Annotated in this window: 15 protein-coding genes; 3 read left to right on the forward strand and 12 right to left on the reverse strand. The window is 68.0% G+C overall.

All coding sequences use genetic code 11. The features are described 5' to 3' along the window. Positions 1 to 3: 3 nt before the first annotated feature. Complete coding sequence (locus AC0GNO_RS14310; RefSeq protein ID WP_472904421.1) at positions 4 to 1,191, reverse strand: efflux RND transporter periplasmic adaptor subunit; 1,188 nt, start codon at positions 1,189 to 1,191, stop codon at positions 4 to 6. A 124-nt stretch (positions 1,192 to 1,315) separates the two neighbouring features. Beyond that, positions 1,316 to 2,446, reverse strand: a complete 1,131-nt coding sequence (gene alr, locus AC0GNO_RS14315; protein ID WP_472904422.1) for an alanine racemase — start codon at positions 2,444 to 2,446, stop codon at positions 1,316 to 1,318. Between the two features lie 227 nt (positions 2,447 to 2,673). Here alr and lplT point away from each other — a divergent pair, with 227 nt between their 5' ends. After that, positions 2,674 to 3,957, forward strand: a complete 1,284-nt coding sequence (gene lplT / locus AC0GNO_RS14320; RefSeq protein WP_472904423.1) for a lysophospholipid transporter LplT — start codon at positions 2,674 to 2,676, stop codon at positions 3,955 to 3,957. Positions 3,958 to 3,982: 25 nt separating this feature from the next. On the opposite strand, the gene AC0GNO_RS14325 is transcribed toward lplT, so the two are convergent. After that, on the reverse strand, positions 3,983 to 5,098 hold the full coding sequence (locus AC0GNO_RS14325; protein WP_472904424.1) for a PleD family two-component system response regulator: 1,116 nt from the start codon (positions 5,096 to 5,098) through the stop codon (positions 3,983 to 3,985). Positions 5,099 to 5,269: 171 nt separating this feature from the next. On the opposite strand from AC0GNO_RS14325, the gene AC0GNO_RS14330 reads away from it, so the two are divergent. Beyond that, on the forward strand, positions 5,270 to 5,752 hold the full coding sequence (locus AC0GNO_RS14330) for a glutathione peroxidase (protein ID WP_472904425.1): 483 nt from the start codon (positions 5,270 to 5,272) through the stop codon (positions 5,750 to 5,752). A gap of 18 nt (positions 5,753 to 5,770) precedes the next feature. On the opposite strand, the gene AC0GNO_RS14335 is transcribed toward AC0GNO_RS14330, so the two are convergent. From AC0GNO_RS14335 to AC0GNO_RS14370, 8 genes are all read right to left on the reverse strand, one after another. After that, complete coding sequence (locus tag AC0GNO_RS14335) at positions 5,771 to 6,529, reverse strand: LrgB family protein (protein WP_472904426.1); 759 nt, start codon at positions 6,527 to 6,529, stop codon at positions 5,771 to 5,773. After that, the gene (locus tag AC0GNO_RS14340; RefSeq protein ID WP_472888283.1) at positions 6,526 to 6,891 is read right to left on the reverse strand and encodes a CidA/LrgA family protein; all 366 of its coding nucleotides are present in this window, start codon (positions 6,889 to 6,891) and stop codon (positions 6,526 to 6,528) included. Before AC0GNO_RS14340 ends, AC0GNO_RS14335 begins: the two co-directional genes overlap by 4 nt. A gap of 7 nt (positions 6,892 to 6,898) precedes the next feature. Further along, the gene (locus tag AC0GNO_RS14345) at positions 6,899 to 7,312 is read right to left on the reverse strand and encodes a DUF3597 domain-containing protein (protein ID WP_472904427.1); all 414 of its coding nucleotides are present in this window, start codon (positions 7,310 to 7,312) and stop codon (positions 6,899 to 6,901) included. Between the two features lie 165 nt (positions 7,313 to 7,477). Next, positions 7,478 to 8,707 (reverse strand): glycolate oxidase subunit GlcF, encoded by a 1,230-nt coding sequence (glcF, locus tag AC0GNO_RS14350; RefSeq protein WP_472904428.1) that lies wholly within the window; start codon positions 8,705 to 8,707, stop codon positions 7,478 to 7,480. Positions 8,708 to 8,805: 98 nt separating this feature from the next. Next, positions 8,806 to 9,927 (reverse strand): glycolate oxidase subunit GlcE, encoded by a 1,122-nt coding sequence (gene glcE / locus AC0GNO_RS14355; protein WP_472904429.1) that lies wholly within the window; start codon positions 9,925 to 9,927, stop codon positions 8,806 to 8,808. A gap of 88 nt (positions 9,928 to 10,015) precedes the next feature. Further along, entirely contained in the window at positions 10,016 to 10,273 is a 258-nt protein-coding gene (locus AC0GNO_RS14360) for a hypothetical protein (RefSeq protein WP_472904430.1), read from the reverse strand. A gap of 164 nt (positions 10,274 to 10,437) precedes the next feature. Then, positions 10,438 to 11,892, reverse strand: a complete 1,455-nt coding sequence (locus tag AC0GNO_RS14365) for an ammonium transporter (protein ID WP_472904431.1) — start codon at positions 11,890 to 11,892, stop codon at positions 10,438 to 10,440. A gap of 30 nt (positions 11,893 to 11,922) precedes the next feature. Continuing rightward, positions 11,923 to 12,261 carry a P-II family nitrogen regulator gene (locus tag AC0GNO_RS14370; RefSeq protein ID WP_177136805.1) on the reverse strand — a complete coding sequence of 113 codons (339 nt, stop codon included), beginning with the start codon at positions 12,259 to 12,261 and terminating at the stop codon, positions 11,923 to 11,925. Positions 12,262 to 12,657: 396 nt separating this feature from the next. Here AC0GNO_RS14370 and AC0GNO_RS14375 point away from each other — a divergent pair, with 396 nt between their 5' ends. Next, entirely contained in the window at positions 12,658 to 14,214 is a 1,557-nt protein-coding gene (locus AC0GNO_RS14375) for a YifB family Mg chelatase-like AAA ATPase (protein WP_472904432.1), read from the forward strand. Positions 14,215 to 14,289: 75 nt separating this feature from the next. On the opposite strand, the gene AC0GNO_RS14380 is transcribed toward AC0GNO_RS14375, so the two are convergent. After that, positions 14,290 to 14,556 carry a hypothetical protein gene (locus tag AC0GNO_RS14380; protein WP_472904433.1) on the reverse strand — a complete coding sequence of 89 codons (267 nt, stop codon included), beginning with the start codon at positions 14,554 to 14,556 and terminating at the stop codon, positions 14,290 to 14,292. Positions 14,557 to 14,846 lie beyond the last annotated feature (290 nt).

Here is a 14,846-nt window from a genome sequence, read left to right on the forward strand (position 1 = left end):
CCCTTATTTCACGACTGGCTGTGCGCCAGACAAACCCGCGCGCACCGGGTCCAGCGCCACGCGGTCGCCAGCTTTCAGACCGGCCAGGACCTCGACGCCGGCCGCCCCGTGCGAGGCACCGGTGCGCACCGCGCGCAGCGCGAAGCCCGCGGGCTGGCCCTCGCCGCGGGTGGCCACCACGTACACGCCGGTGAGTTCGCCGCGGCGCAGCAGCGCCGACTCGGGCACCACCAGGCGCTGGTTGTCGGGCTGCCCCGTGCCGCCGACAAAGCGCACACGCACCTGACGGCCAGGCACCTGGCTGGCGCCGTCGGCCGCGCTCAGGTCGAGCCGCCATTCGACCGTCTGAGATACCGGGTCTGCTGCGGGCAGGCTGGTCTTGCTCGCGGGCGCCACCCACTGGCTGGTCCCCGGCAGCTGCACCTCGACGCGCTGCGCCTGCTGGGCCAGCGTCTGCATCGAAGCCGGCACATGCACCACGGCGCGGATCGGCTGCGGCGCGTAGACCGTCAGCACCGGTGTGCCGGGCATGGCCAGCCCACCGGCTTCGGCGTGCGTCTGCAGCACCCAGCCGTCGTACGGTGCGGTCAGGCGCGTGAAGCCCTGGGCCACGCTCGCCTGCGTCTGGCCGGCGCGGGCGGCCGCGGCACCGGCCTGCGCCGCCTTGTACTGGGATGACGCCGTGTCCAGCGCCGCCTGGGCCATAAAACCTTGGGCACGCAGTTCGCGCGTGCGTTCGAAGTGTGCCTTGGCGTTGGCGAGGTTGGCATCGGCCTGGGCAAAACCCGCCTGGGCCTGCGCCACGCCCGCCTGGGTGGCTCGATCGTCGATCACGGCCAGCACCTGGCCGGCCTTGACGCGATCGCCGGCCTTGACCGACAGCGTGGCGATGCGGCCCGAGGCCTGGGCCGAGAGCACGCTCTGGCGCACGGCCTGCAGGCTGCCGTCCAGCTCCAGGCCAGCGCCCACAGCCTGCGCGCCCAGCGTCATCACCGGCACCTGGGGCCCGGCGACGGGCGTTGCCTGATCAGCCGCCCTCACCGACCCCGCCATCAGCACCGCCGCACCAGCGAGCAGGCTGAGCGACAGGGCGCCAATCACGAGCCGGCGCCGGGCAGGCTGCCACTGCGCCAGCGCCAGGACGGTGGTTTTGAGGGGCTTTGAAACGGGTCGGGTGAAACGGGCGGGCATGGCTTTCTCCTATACGGGTCGTAGTATACACACATACCCCCTGGGGTACAAGATCTGCTCGAACCAGAAAACAGGATGTTGCGCCTTTTCTTTGACCGCCCGGCCCCTCAGCCGCCCGTGTCGATCACAGCGGGGGCGAAAACGGAACCCGCGGCGCCACCGCGCACAACAACTCATAAGCGATCGTGCCCGCCGCAGCGGCCACCTCGTCCACCGGCAGCGCCGCGCCCGTTGCCGAGCGGCCCCACAGCACCACCTCGGCCCCGATCCCGGCGGGCACGCCGGCCGCGTCCAGCGGTGACAGGTCCACCGCGAGCATGTCCATGCTGACACGGCCCAGCACCCGGGTGCGCACGCCCGCCACCAGCACCGGCGTGCCGGTGGGCGCGTGGCGCGGGTAGCCGTCGGCGTAGCCGCAGGCCACCACGCCCACCCGCATGGGGGCTTCGGCGGTGAACGCCGAGCCGTAGCCCACGGTGTCACCCGGATGCAGCTGCTGCGTGCCGATGAGCCGGCTGGCGAGGGTCATCGTGGGCTGCAGGTCCCAGCCCGCGGCGGTGTTTTCCGGGTAGTCGGGCGCGCAGCCGTACAGGGCGATGCCTTCGCGAACCCAGTCGCCGGCCAGCGTCGTCACGCCGTCGCCACGCAGCGGGGTGCTGGCATGGCGCAGCAGGGCCGCGCTGTTGCACAGGGTGCGCTCACCCGGCAGGTCGGCGGTGGCCTGCTCGAACGCGGCCACCTGGTGGGCAATGCCGCGCGGACCGTCGGCGTCGCTGAAGTGCGTCATGAGCGAGATCTCTTCCACCTGCGGCAGCGCGTTCAGGCGCGCCCAGGCGGCGCGGAAGGCGGTGGGGGTGAAGCCGAGGCGGTTCATGCCGCTGTTGAGCTTGAGGAACACGCGGTGCGGCACCTGCGTCTTGTGGGCTGCGAGCCAGTCGATCTGTTCGATACAGTGCACCGCGTGCCACAGGTGCAGGCGCGAGCACAGTTCCAGATCGCGCGGTTCGAACACGCCTTCGAGCAGCAGGATGGGGCCGCGCCAGTCCAGCGCGCGCAGGCGTTCGGCCTCGGCCAGATCGAGCAGGGCAAAGCCGTCGGCCGAACGCAGCGCGTCAAAGCAGCGCTCGATGCCGTGGCCATAGGCATTGGCCTTGACCACCGCCCAGACCCGGGCATCGGGCGCACGCACGCGGGCCTGGTTCAGGTTGTGGCGCAAGGCTTCGGGGTGAACGGTGGCGAGGATCGGGCGGGGCATGGGCAGACAGTCAGGGGTTGAGTTGGGTTGGCCAAATGATGCTGGCCTGGGCCGGACACTGCGCGGGCGCAGACAGCGTGAATGGGTCATTCACACGCTTTTGTATTACATACTGTCACAAATGGCGTGCTATAACCGCCGACACTGGAGACCGGTCGCAAGACTTTCGCACGAAACAGCCGCACAGGACCAGGCGCACCCAAGGCCCGGCACACAAAATCACCTCCATGAAGCGCGGCTTCTACACCATCATGACGGCGCAGTTTTTCAGCTCTCTGGCTGACAACGCGCTGTTTGTGGCCGCCATCGAGTTGCTGCGCACACGCGGCGCACCCGAATGGCAGAGTGCGGCACTGGTGCCGCTGTTTGCCCTGTTTTACGTGGTTCTGGCGCCTTTTGTGGGCGCGTTCGCCGACGCAAAACCCAAAGGCCAGGTGATGTTCATCAGCAACGCCATCAAGGTGGCGGGCTGTCTGCTGATGCTGGCAGGTGTGCACCCACTGCTGGCCTACACGTTGGTCGGCCTGGGTGCCGCAGCCTATTCACCCGCCAAATACGGCATCCTCACCGAACTGTTGCCACCTTCGCAACTGGTCAAGGCCAACGGCTGGATCGAGGGTCTGACCATCGCTTCCATCATCCTGGGCGTGCTGCTGGGCGGACAGCTGGTGGCGCCCTGGATGGCTGACCGCCTGCTGGCGATTGATCTGCCGCTGCTGCACACCGGCATCACGCACCCGACCGAAGCGGCGATCGGCGCGCTGGTGTTCATCTATGCCATCGCGGCCTGGTTCAACACCCGCATCCCGCTGACCGGCGTGACACCCCGCCACATGCCCAAGAACCCGCTGGCCCTGCTGCCCGACTTCTGGCGCTGCAACAGCCGGCTCTGGCGCGACCACCTGGGCCAGATCTCGCTCTCGACCACCACGCTGTTCTGGGGCGTCTCGGGCAACCTGCGCTACATCGTGCTGGCCTGGGCCGGCGCGGCGCTGGGCTACAGCACCACGCAGGCCTCGTCGCTGGTGGGCGTGGTGGCGCTGGGCACCGCCGTGGGCGCTGTGGTGGCCTCGATGCGCATGCGGCTGGACCAGGCCACCCGCGTGATGCCGCTGGGCATCGCCATGGGCGTGCTGGTGATCCTGATGAACTTCATCGACAACGTCTGGGTCGCGGCACCCTTTCTGGTGCTGCTCGGTGGCCTGGGGGGGTTCCTGGTGGTGCCGATGAACGCCCTGCTGCAGCACCGGGGCCACAACCTGATGGGGGCGGGCCGTTCCATCGCCGTGCAGAACTTCAACGAACAGGCCTGCATCCTCGGTCTGGGCGCGCTCTACAGCTTCTCCACTGCGGCCGGCCTGTCGGCCTTCGCCGCCATCACCGCGTTTGGTCTTGTGGTCGCGGGTTTCATGTGGCTGATCATGAAGTGGCACCAGCACAACCAGCGCACGCACCCGCACGAACTCGAACGCCTGATGGAGATCGCCCGCCGCGACGATCTCCATGGGTGACGCGCCCTCAGGCGCGGCGCGGGGTTCAGTAACTGATATTGGTCTGCTCAAAGCCGTCCAGGTTGACCAGGCGGTGCTGAGCCAGCACCTTGTAGAGCTCACCCTCCCCCACCGAGCGGGAGAGGTAGGCGTCGCTGCCGGCCAGACCGGCTTTCAGGCGGTCCATGGTGCCCGCACTGGGCGCAAACATCACCACCACCGGACTCTGCCCGTTGGGCAGCCTGCGCTGCTTGGCGCTGCGACAGATCTGATAAGCGTCGGGCTCCCCATTGAGCCGGTCAATGACCACCAGCCGATAGGGGTGGGCCTTGAGCATGGCCAGGGACTGAGCAGCCTCGCGCGACCAGTCAATGGACAGGTTGTAGCGTTTGAAGCGCTTGTGGAGGATGCGGCCTTCGACCAGGCTTTCAGCCACCAGCAGCACGTCACCCCGCCTGATCTCGGGCACGGGCGACCGGGTGTGTTCGGCCGCTGCGCGTGTGGAGCGCGAGGACGTCGAGCGGGCGCCGGCAGCGGGCGTTGGCAACACATCCAGGCCCCCAAAGTCGGTCAACCCCATCACGCCGGGCCGAGGCATGCGGGAAGGGCGCGCCTCGATCGCCGGGCGAGCAGGCGTCGCGGAGGTGGGGGTCTGGGGAACGGGCGCCTCACGGCTGCGTTCCATGCGCTGCGTGGCCGGGAACTCCGTTTCGAACGAGGGCGGCCGAAGCCGGGCAGCGGGCACCAGCGGGACTTTGCGGCTGTCCGCCGGCTCGGTGGCTGCGAAACCGCGATCGGCGCCCTGACGGGGTGACACCGGAGTTGTGGCGTTGGCGCGAGCCGCGGCCGGCCGCCTCAGACCCACCAGCTCATCCATCGCCGCCAGCACCGACACCAGCCTGACGGGTTTGCGCTGCAGGGGCCAGCCAGTGTCCCCGTCGTTGTGTCCCACCAGCAGCACCTTGCCCGGCAATTCCGCATCGCACACGAGGTGAAGGGCCTGGGTGTTGTCGGCGTTGACGATCAGGATCTGGGCATCCATCACCTCGTCCTGCACGGTGTAAGCGGGAGGCCGGCGGGCGGCCAGCTGGAAAAACGACTCGAAGGTCGCCGACTCGTTCTGTGCGAAACCCACCAGGGCCACCGTATACGCAACTGCCATTCAAACGTCTCCACTGAAGGCAAAGGAACTACCCGCCTGAAGAGTATGCCCGCTTTGGTGCATCCCCGGGCAAGCCGGCACACGAATGGTTCATCGCCGCGACCCCGTCCCCCTCCCGCGCACAAGGCCACCACGATCTGCCATAGTGAACCCTGGATTACAGGAGCCTCCATGCACACCATCTACGACTTCGAAGCCCAGTCCATCGACGGAAAGCCGGTCGCCCTTGAGCAGTTTCGCGGCCGTCCGATGCTCATTGTCAACACCGCCAGCGCCTGCGGTTTCACGCCGCAGTTCGGTGGCCTGGAGCAGCTGCACCAGACCTACGGCGCGCGTGGCCTGGTGGTGCTGGGCTTCCCGTGCAACCAGTTTGGCAGCCAGGACCCCGGCAGCAATGAAGACATCGCCACCTTTTGCCAGCGCAACTTCGGCGTCAGCTTCCCCATGATGAGCAAGATCGACGTCAACGGCCCCGAGGCCCACCCGCTCTACCAGTGGCTCAGCGCCGAGGCCCCCGGTCTGCTGGGCAGCAAGGCCATCAAATGGAACTTCACCAAGTTCCTGGTGGGCAAGGACGGGACGGTGATCAAGCGTTACGCGCCGCAGGACGCACCCGAGAAGCTGGCGAAAGACATTGAAGCCGCGTTGGGATAGACCCCGAGCGGGGGGAGCCTATATCCAGTTCAGCAGCCAGCCCGCCACCAGCGGCAAGGCCACCGCGCTGAACAGCGCCGTGAGCCCCATGGCCAAGCCGGCGAAGGCGCCCATCTCTTCGCTCACCAGAAACGCCCGCGCGGTGCCGATGCCGTGCGCCGCGGTGCCGAGCGCGAAGCCGCGCACCGTGGGGTCCTGGATGCGCAGCGCGTCCAGCACATAGCGCGCACTGGCCGCACCGAGGATGCCGGTGCACACCACGAGCACGGCGGTGAGCGTGGGCAGGCCGCCGATCTTTTCGGCAATGCCCATGGCCACGGGCGCCGTGACCGACTTGGGCGCGAGCGAAGCGATGGTGGCCTTGGACGCACCGAGCACCCAGCCCACGCCGATGGCGGTGACCGTGGCCGCCAGCGTGCCCACCACCAGCGCGCCCGCCATGGGCAGCCACAGGCGCTTCACGCGCGCGAGCTGCTGGAACAGCGGCACAGCCAGCGCCACGGTGGCCGGACCGAGCAGGAAGTGCACGAACTGCGCGCCTTCGAAGTAGGTGGCGTAGGGCGTGCCCGTGGCCCAGAGCAGCGCGCCGAGCACGATGACCGACAGGGCGACCGGGTTGGCCAGCGGATGGAAGCCGCTTTTGCGGTAGGCCACGAAAGCGCCGTGGTAGACCAGCAGCGTGACCGTCAGCCCCAGCAGCGGCGAAGCGGAGAGATAGACCCAGACATCGGCCAGGCGGCCGACGGCCACACCAGCGAGTGGCAGACCTTCGTTCATGCCGTGTCGTGATCAGAGGGTGGCGACACGCGCTTCATCAACCACGCCATGGTGAGCGCCGCGCTGGCCAGGCCCACCAGCGTGCTGAGCACCAGCGCCACGCCGATGGCCAGCGCCTCGTCGCCCAGGCGCTGCAGGTGCAGCATCACACCGACACCCGCGGGCACGAAGAGCAGCGAGAGGTGTTGCAGCAGGGTCTGCGCCGTGGGCTGGATGGCGCCGAGCAGCGAGGGTCGCAGCACCAGCGCGAGCAACAGCAGCGCCATGCCCACCACCGGGCCCGGCACCGGCGCCGCCAGCGCGCGCACCAGCGCCTCGCCGATGAGCTGGAACACGAGCAGGGTGGCGAGCGCGGGGATCATCAGCCTCTCAGAGCAGCTCTTTCGGGATGTTGCCGCCGTTGGCCGCGATGTGGCCCAGCACATTTTTGTGCAGCCACATGTTCATCTGGGCGGAATCGGCCATCTTGTCGTCGGGGCAGTACAGCTCCTTGGCCAGCTCCTTGCGCGCGGCCAGGCTGCTGTCCAGGCCCAGCAGCTTGAGCAGATCGACGATGGAGGTCTTCCAGTTGAGTTTCTCCGGGTGGTTGGCGGCCTTCTCCGTCAGCAGGGCAACCACGTCCACCATGGCGATGGGGTTGACCACGGGCTCGGCCGGAGCCGCGGCGACCGGAGCGGGTGCTGCGGCGGGAGCCGGCGCAGCCGCAGGGGGCGGTGTGATGACGGGCGCAGCAGCGGCCTCTTTCATACCCAACTTTTCCAGGATGTTGCTGAAGAAACCCATGTCAAATCTCCAATGGCGTCATGAACACAAAGCACGGCGCCAGACGCTGATGGCACCGCAGCCCCAGCTTATCGCTGTATGGCGACAGGGGCGTTACTTATTTGTATCGCCGTGGCGGCCGGGTGCGTGCACAGGCCGGCGCCTGTGCGGAAATGCCCGCCGGTGTCAGCCCAGCGCGTCGTCCAGCAGCTCGACCCAGTGCCGCACCGGCGTGGCCGTGCCGCTTTGCAGGTGCGTGATGCAGCCGATGTTGGCGCTGGTGATCACGTCCGGCTGCAGCTCGCTCAGGTGGCCGAGCTTGCGGTCGCGCAGCTGGTACGACAGCGTGGGGTTGAGCACCGAATACGTGCCCGCCGAGCCGCAACACAGGTGCGCCTCGTTCTTCGCCACCATCACCGTGAAACCCATTGCCGACAGGTGCTGCTCCACACCGCCCTTCAGTTGCTGGCCGTGTTGCAAGGTGCAGGGCGGGTGAAAGCCGATCACCTTCTTCGCGTCGGGTTGCTTCGCCAGCTTGGGCTTCAACACCGGCACCAGCGCGGGCAGCAGCTCGCTCAGGTCTTTCGTCAACTCGCTGATGCGCGCGGCCTTGGCCGCGTAGGTCGCGTCGTACTGCAGGATGTGGCCATATTCCTTCACCGTCACGCCGCAGCCCGAAGCGTTCATCACGATGGCCTCGACACCGGCCTCGACGTGCGGCCACCAGGCATCGATGTTGGCGCGCATCTCGGCCATGCCGCCGTCCTGGTCGTTCAGGTGGAACTTCACCGCGCCGCAGCAGCCAGCCTTGGGCGCGATCACGGTCTGGATGCCGGCGGCGTCGAGCACGCGCGCGGTCGCCGAGTTGATGTTGGGCATCATCGCCGGCTGCACGCAACCCGCGAGCATGAGCACCTTGCGCGCATGGGTCTGCGTGGGCCAGCGCCCGGCGTCCTCTTGGGCGGGCACCTTGTTCTTCAGCGAAGCCGGCAGCAGCCCGCGCACCAGTTGCCCCATCTTCATGGCCGGGCCGAACAGCGGCGAAGGCAGGCCTTCCTTCAACAGCCAGCGCACCGCTTTTTCGCCCGCCGGACGCGGCACTTTTTCGTCCACGATCTTGCGACCGATGTCGATCAGGTGGCCGTAGTCCACGCCGCTGGGGCAGGTGGTTTCGCAGTTGCGGCAGGTGAGGCAGCGGTCCAGGTGCAGCTGCGTCTTGCGCGTCGGCTCGGCGCCTTCGAGCACCTGCTTCATCAAATAGATGCGACCCCGCGGACCGTCGAGCTCGTCGCCCAGCAGCTGGTAGGTCGGGCAGGTGGCGGTGCAGAAACCGCAGTGCACGCACTTGCGCAGGATGGCTTCGGCGGCGCGACCATCGGCGCGCGCCTGGTATTCGGGGGAGAGGTTGGTTTGCATGTGAGATCAGCCCTTTGAAACTGGGCGCCGGGCCGCCCCAAGCCGGGTTTGCACCCCCTGGGGGGGCAGCGACCCGCTCGGCGGCGGAGCGAGGGGGCTCATGTTCTGCCGGGGTTGAAGAGGCCTGCCGGGTCGAACTCGGCGCGCAGGCGTTGCGTGATGGTGTCGATGACGGCTGTCTGGCGGTCGAAGCGCGGCACACCGGGCGCACCGTCGGCGCCGGCACGGAACAGCGTGGCGTGGCCGTTCACCGCCGCGGCGGCGCTGCGGATTTCAGCAGCGGCCGACGCAGGCGCCCAGAGCCAGCGCTGCGCGCCGTGCCACTCGATCAGTTGCGCAAAGGGCAACGAAATGACCGCTGCGGTCTGCGGCACCGACAGGCGCCACAGGCAGAGATCGGGCGCGGGCGCGTTGAAAAACGGCAAGGTCTGGTCCCGGCAGGCGGCCCAGTCGGGGCCTGTCTCGGCGTTGTCCATGCGCTGGCCGCCCGCTTCGCGCGCCAGCCGCTCGCAGGCGGACTCCACCGCGGCCACGGCACCACGCAGGCGCAGGAACAGCAGCTCGGGTGCGTCGGCCTGGGTCTGGTCCTTCACCCAGCAGCTGGCATTCAATGGCAGCGGCTGACCACCCCAGCGGTGCAGCTGTTCCAGCGCGTCGTGCTGGCCCAGCGAGAACACGAGCGTGGCTTCGGCCGGTGCCACCGGCAGCACCTTGAGCGAAATGTCGGTGACGATGCCCAGCGTGCCCATCGAGCCGGCCAGAACACGGCTGACGTCGTAACCCGCCACGTTTTTCATCACCTGGCCACCGAAGGTGAGCCACTCGCCCCGGCCGTCGATGAACTGCACGCCGAGCACGTAGTCGCGCACACCGCCGGCGCTGGCGCGCGCCGGGCCGGCCAGCCCGGCCGCGACCGCGCCACCGATGGTGGACGCGGAGCCAAAGCGCGGAGGTTCAAACGGCAGGCACTGGCCCTGTTCGGCGAGCGCCGCTTCCAGCTCGATCAGCGGCGTGCCGGCCCGCACCGTCACCACCAGCTCGCTCGGCTCGTGGCTCACGATGCCGGCCCACCCGCTGGTGGACAGGGTCTCACCCGCGACGGGCTGACCGTAAAAGGCCTTGGTGTCGCCACCGATGATGCGCAGGGACCGGCGCGCAGACGCGGCGGCGCGCACCTGGTCGATCAACTGGCGGGGGGATTCGGTGGGGCTGTAACTCATGGCCGCCATCGTAGCGGCCACACCGATGCGGGTTTTGAATTTTTTGCACGCGGCGCTGCAAATGCAGCGCAAGGGCCCGGCAGGGCGACTACCGCGTGTACCCGAGGCACATGCCCGCATTGGGCCGGCCCTTGCACTCGCGTTTGAGGCGTTTTTCCCGCGCCGCGGGTTTCTCGCTGGAGGGCGCGTCGACGAAGGTGACCTTGCTCGGGGGCTTCTGGCCACCAGAACTCCCTGGGGCCTGGCCCGTCGCGGCGATCGCGATGGGCGTGATCGCCGTCAATGCAAAAACGAACGATCCGGTCGCGATCCGACCGGTCCACCCGCGTGACAGTGCCTGGGACATGGTTTCCTCCTGATGTTGTGGTGTCCTGCCACGATGATACGGAGCAAAACGAAAAAAACCCCGTGTGCCTTGCGGCAGCACGGGGTCAACATCCAAAGGAGACTCTGGGTAACAACGCGGTGGCGACGGTCGGTGAACCTTGTCGCGCGCCGCGCTGGAACCGTTCAGCGGTTGTAGGCGGTTTCGCCGTGGGACGTGATGTCCAGACCTTCGCGTTCGGCTTCTTCCGAGACGCGCAGACCCATGATCAGGTCAACAATCTTGTAGGCGATGAAGGCCACGACGCTGGACCACACGATGGTGATGACCACGCCTTCGGCCTGGATCAGCAGCTGGCTGGCGATGGAGTAGTCGTCGCCCTTGACGCCGCCGAGCGAGCCGGCCGAGAACACGCCGGTCAGCAGGGCACCAACGATGCCGCCGACGCCGTGCACACCGAACACATCGAGCGAGTCGTCCGCGCCGAGCATCTTCTTGAGGCCCGAGACGCCCCACAGGCACAGGAAGCCAGCCACCAGGCCGATGACGATGGCACCCATGGGGCCCACGGTTCCGCAAGCCGGGGTGATGGCGACCAGACCCGCGACCGCACCGGACGCGGCGCCCAGCATGGAGGCCTTGCCCTTGCCCAGCGTCTCACCCACACACCAGGCCAGCACGGCGGCGGCGGTGGCGAACAGGGTGTTGATGAAGGCGAGCGTGGTGCCGCCGTTGGCTTCCAGGTTGGAGCCGGCGTTGAAGCCGAACCAGCCCACCCACAGCAGCGAGGCACCGACCATGGTCAGCGTCAGGCTGTGAGGCGCCATCGATTCCTTGCCGTAGCCGATGCGCTTGCCCAGCACGTAGGCACCGACCAGACCGGCCATGGCGGCGTTGATGTGCACCACGGTGCCGCCGGCGAAGTCCAGCGCGCCCTTGTCGAACAGGTAGCCACCGGTACCCCAGACCATGTGGGCGATCGGGATGTAGCTGAACGTGAACCAGATGGCGCAGAACAGCAGCACGGCGCCGAACTTGATGCGCTCGGCGAACGATCCCACGATCAGCGCGCAGGTGATGCCGGCGAATGTGCACTGGAAGGCGATGAAGATGTACTCGGGGATCATCACGCCAGCGGTGAACGTGGCGGCGAGCGAGTCGGGCGTGATGCCCTTCAGGAACACCTTGTCGAGGTTGCCGAAAATCAGGCCCTCACCACCGAACGCCAGGCTGTAACCGTAGACGGCCCACAGCACGGCGATCAGCGAGAAGACGACCATCACCTGCATCAGCACCGACAGCATGTTCTTGCTGCGCACCAGGCCGCCGTAGAACAGGGCCAGGCCGGGCACGACCATCAGCAGCACGAGGATGGTGGAGATCATCATCCAGGTCACGTCGCCCTTGTCGACGGTTTCCTTGACGGCCTCTTCAGCGGGTGCCGCTTCAGCAGCAGCAGGGGCTTCAACAGCCGGTGCCTCGGCAGCGGGTGCTGCGGCCGGCGCATCGGCCGCGGGTGCCGCATCGGCAGCCGGTGCTGCGACAGCGGCCGGCGCTTCGGTCGTGGTCTGGGCCACGGCGTTCAGGCCACCAAAAGCCAGTCCAACGCCCAACAACAGGGTTGCAAGTAGTTTTTTCATGTTGATGATCTTTCTTGTGCAGGGCGTTGATCAGAGCGCTTCTTTGCCGGTTTCACCGGTGCGGATGCGAACCACCTGTTCGAGGTCGGTGACGAAAATCTTGCCGTCGCCGATCTTGCCGGTGCGTGCGGCGCCTTCGATGGCTTCGATCACGCGGTCCACGAGGCCGTCGTCCACGGCGGCTTCGATCTTCACTTTGGGCAGAAAGTCGACCACGTACTCCGCGCCGCGGTACAGCTCGGTGTGGCCCTTCTGGCGGCCGAAGCCCTTGACTTCGGTGACGGTGATGCCTTGCACGCCCATGCTGGAAAGCGCTTCGCGCACTTCGTCCAGCTTGAACGGCTTGATGATGGCTGAAACCATTTTCATGCTGTGATTCCTCTTCTAGTACGTGGTGCTCACGCCGTGAGGCATGCACCGGGGCTGACACGGGCAGTGCTGGCCACGAGGGCTGACACCACTTTGGATGCGGACTGTTTCATGGCAGCGCCATGGTCTTGATTCAATCGCTTACACCCCCAAGCACGGACCGTGCCAACCGCGTTCCGATCGGATCGGGCCGAGGCGACCCGCGCTGTCGTGAAAACACCGCGCAACGCCAGCGTGGTGGCCGGCGGATCGGCGGCCTGTGCCATGATGGGCGCGCTCGTGCCGACTGGGGTGGCTGTCACCACCGAACCCAGGCACCAAATTTGTGCATCGAAGTTCCAACGCCCGGAGAGGCGCTTCAGGACTGCCGTGCACCGAAACAGGGAGGAAATTCAGATGAGTCTGTCATTGGTGCACAGCCGTGCGCTGCTGGGCCTGGAAGCGCGTCCGGTGCAGGTGGAAGTCCACCTCGCCAACGGCCTGCCCAGTTTCACGCTGGTGGGTCTGGCCGACACGGAAGTGAAAGAAGCGCGCGAACGTGTGCGTTCGGCCATCGCCAACGCTGGGCTCGAATTCCCCAGCAACAAGCGCATCACCGTCAACCTCGCCCCGGCCGATCTGCCCAAGGACTCGGGCCGCTTCGACCTGCCGATCGCGCTCGGCATCCTCGCCGCCAACGGGCAGATCAACGCCGCCCGGCTGGCGGGCTGGGAATTCGCGGGCGAACTCTCGCTGGGCGGCGAACTGCGCCCGGTGCGCGGCGCCCTGGCGATGAGCCTGGCGCTGCACCGCGACGCCAACGCCGCCACCGCAGCACCCTCCCGGCTGGTGCTGCCGCCCGGCAGCGCCGAAGAAGCCGCGCTGGTGCCGCAGGCAAAGGTGTACCGCGCCCGCCACCTGCTGGACGTGGTGGCGCAGTTCCTGCCCGAAAGCGCAGCGGGCGGCGAGGCACCCCCCGACGACGGCGGCTGGGTGCGCCTGGCCGCGACGCAGATCGGTCAGACCGTGGCCTACGCCGATCTCGCCGAAGTGAAGGGCCAGGCCGCGGCCAAACGCGCGCTGGAGATCGCGGCGGCCGGCGGACACAGCGTCCTGATGGTCGGGCCGCCCGGCTCGGGCAAGAGCATGCTGGCCCAGCGCTTCGCCGGCCTGCTGCCGCCGATGAGCGCGTCGGAAGCGCTCGAATCCGCCGCGGTGGCCTCGCTAGCCGGGCGCTTTCGGCTGGACCACTGGGGGCAGCGCCCCACCTGCGCACCGCACCACACCGCGAGCGCCGTGGCGCTGGTGGGCGGGGGCTCGCCACCGCGGCCGGGCGAAATCTCGCTCGCGCACCACGGTGTGCTCTTCCTCGATGAACTGCCCGAATACCCCCGGGCCGCCCTGGAGGCGCTGCGCGAACCGCTGGAAAGCGGCCACATCCGCATCTCGCGCGCGGCCATGCAGAGCGAGTTTCCGGCGCGCTTCCAGCTGGTCGCCGCCATGAACCCGTGTCCCTGCGGCTTTCTGGGCCATCCCACCCGCGCCTGCCGCGACACGCCCGACCAGATCGCGCGCTACCAGGGCAAGCTCAGCGGCCCGTTGCTGGACCGCATCGATCTGCACGTCGAGGTGCCCGCCCTGCCGCCGAACGATCTCCTGCACGGCGTGGCCGGTGAACCGAGCGATGCGGTGCGCGAGCGTGTGGTGGCTGCGCGCGAGCGCGCCCAGGTCCGGCAGGGTTGCACCAACCAGGCGCTGGCCGGCCAGGCATTGGACCAGCACATCCTGGCCGATGCCGCGGCCCTCAAGTTCCTCAACACCGCCGCTGCCCGCCTGGGCTGGAGCGCGCGCAGCACCCACCGCGCGTTGCGCGTGGCGCGCACCATCGCCGACCTCGCCGAGGCGGACACGGTGGGTGTGGGGCATGTCGCCGAGGCGGTGCAATACCGGCGGGCCCTGCGGCAGGGAAGCTGAGCCGCCGGTGGCCGGCTGGCCGACTGGCGACATCAGTGGCGCCGTGGAGCCGGAGGCGCCCTCCCTTCACACGCGTCAGGCACTGCGCGGCAGCACCGTCAGCACGCCCACGATGAAGGCGTGCAGGTCGGTCATGTCGTTCTGCAGGAACTGCTTCGTGCCCTCGTCGGTAACCTCGCCATCGGCCGTGATGAGACCGGGCTTGAACTGGACGACTTCGGCAATCGCCTGTTTGAAGGCGCGTGCCACCGGCGGGCAGTCGGCGTCGTAGTCCGATCTGTAGAGCGGCAGATCCTTGATCGCAATCTCGCTCAGCACCAGCTCGGGCGGAGCGACCTTCACCAGCGCATTGGCGAGCAGGCGGTTGATCGACTTCGATGCAAGGCTGCCGAGAAGTATCCGACCTTGTAGGTGGCCATGGGGCGCTCCTGTGAAGTGGGGGTGGAGCCTGCTTGCACACCGAGGCCGGCCTGCCTCCAAGGCGCGACAGCGGCAGGCCACCGGTCAGCGATCTGTCAGCACCGGCATCGTGGAATGCGTCAGCACCTTCTGGGTTTCACCCTGAAGCAGGTGGCACCACTTCAGCCACAGTGCTGAGGCTGGCGCACCATGCAAAACGGCGCCCGAAGGCG

This window comes from Hydrogenophaga sp. L310 (assembly GCF_055703065.1).